Annotated in this window: 1 protein-coding gene; it reads right to left on the bottom strand. The window is 63.9% G+C overall.

The genetic code is table 11. The features are described from left to right. Positions 1 to 596 (bottom strand): serine hydroxymethyltransferase (locus BTH42_RS02975; RefSeq protein ID WP_143751957.1); only part of this gene is annotated, 596 nt, incomplete at both ends.

The raw sequence follows: 596 nt of genomic DNA, 5'->3' as shown, positions 1-596 counted from the left end.
GCGTGCGGCACCGGGTTCGGGTAGACGCCGGCGGCGATCAGGCCCGCGTAGTGCGCCATGTCGACCATGAAGTACGCGCCGACCGACTTCGCGATCTTCGACAGACGTTCGAAATCGATACGCAGCGCGAATGCCGACGCGCCCGCGACGATCAGCTTCGGCTTGTGTTCCTGCGCGAGCTTTTCAGCTGCGTCGTAGTCGATGTCTTCGGCTTCGTTCAGGCCGTAGCTGATCACGTTGAACCACTTGCCCGACATGTTGACCGGCGAGCCGTGCGTGAGGTGCCCGCCGTGCGCGAGGCTCATGCCCATGATCGTGTCGCCCGGCTTGAGCATCGCGAAGAACACGCCCTGGTTCGCCTGCGAGCCGGAGTTCGGCTGCACGTTCGCGGCTTCCGCGCCGAAGATCTGCTTCACGCGGTCGATCGCCAGCTGCTCGGCGATGTCCACGTATTCGCAGCCGCCGTAGTAGCGCTTGCCCGGATAGCCTTCGGCGTACTTGTTGGTGAGCTGCGAGCCTTGCGCGGCCATCACCGCCGGGCTCGTGTAGTTTTCCGACGCGATCAGTTCGATGTGCTCTTCCTGACGGCGGTTTTC

The sequence above is a fragment of the Burkholderia sp. SRS-W-2-2016 genome, assembly GCF_001931485.1.
Taxonomy (GTDB): Bacteria; Pseudomonadota; Gammaproteobacteria; order Burkholderiales; family Burkholderiaceae; genus Paraburkholderia.
Note: the sequence above shows the minus strand (reverse complement) of the source record. Positions and strands in the feature narration are given on the sequence as shown.